The following is a 608-nucleotide window of genomic DNA, read 5'->3' on the forward strand; positions in this document are numbered from 1 at the left end:
AACATCGATCAGATGGGTCGGCGTTTCGATCTCGAGCTTCATGAGATCGAGAATATTGGTGCCCCCTGCGATGAACTTTGCATCGGGATTGGCCGCCGCCGCCTTTGTGGCTGCCTCAATCGAAGCTGCGCGCTCGTAAGTGAAGGCTTTCATGCTTTCCTCCCCGAGACTTCTGCAATGGCATCGATTATGTTTGAATAGGCGCCGCAGCGGCAGATGTTACCACTCATGCGTTCTCTTAACTCCCCGGGGGTAGCCTCAGCTTGCGCCGTCAGGTCGCCGGTGACGTGACTGGGGATGTTCGACTTGATTTCTTGCAGCACCGCGACCGCGGAACAGATCTGTCCAGGCGTGCAGTAGCCACATTGGAAACCATCGTGTTTAACGAAGGCAGCTTGCATGGGATGTAAATTTCCGGGTTCGCCGAGGCCTTCGATCGTCGTGATCTCGTTCTGCTCATGCATCACGGCGAGTGTCAGGCACGAATTGATGCGTCTGCCGTCGACCATCACGGTGCATGCTCCACACTGACCGTGGTCGCACCCTTTTTTTGTGCCAGTCAGATGCAGGTGCTCGCGCAGCAGATCCAGCAGCGTGGTGCGATTGTC

Annotated in this window: 2 protein-coding genes; both read right to left on the minus strand. The window is 56.4% G+C overall.

All coding sequences use genetic code 11. The annotated features are described in order from the left end of the window. Positions 1-153, minus strand: a 153-nt coding sequence (locus tag LB462_RS30980) for an FAD binding domain-containing protein (protein WP_224515968.1), incomplete at its 3' end; no start/stop codon positions are given. After that, positions 150-608: 2Fe-2S iron-sulfur cluster-binding protein (locus LB462_RS30985; RefSeq protein WP_224515966.1), on the minus strand; the 459-nt coding region annotated here is incomplete at its 5' end. The genes LB462_RS30980 and LB462_RS30985, both read right to left, overlap by 4 nt.

It is taken from the genome of Phyllobacterium chamaecytisi, from assembly GCF_020164455.1.
Lineage (GTDB): Bacteria > Pseudomonadota > Alphaproteobacteria > Rhizobiales > Rhizobiaceae > Phyllobacterium > Phyllobacterium chamaecytisi.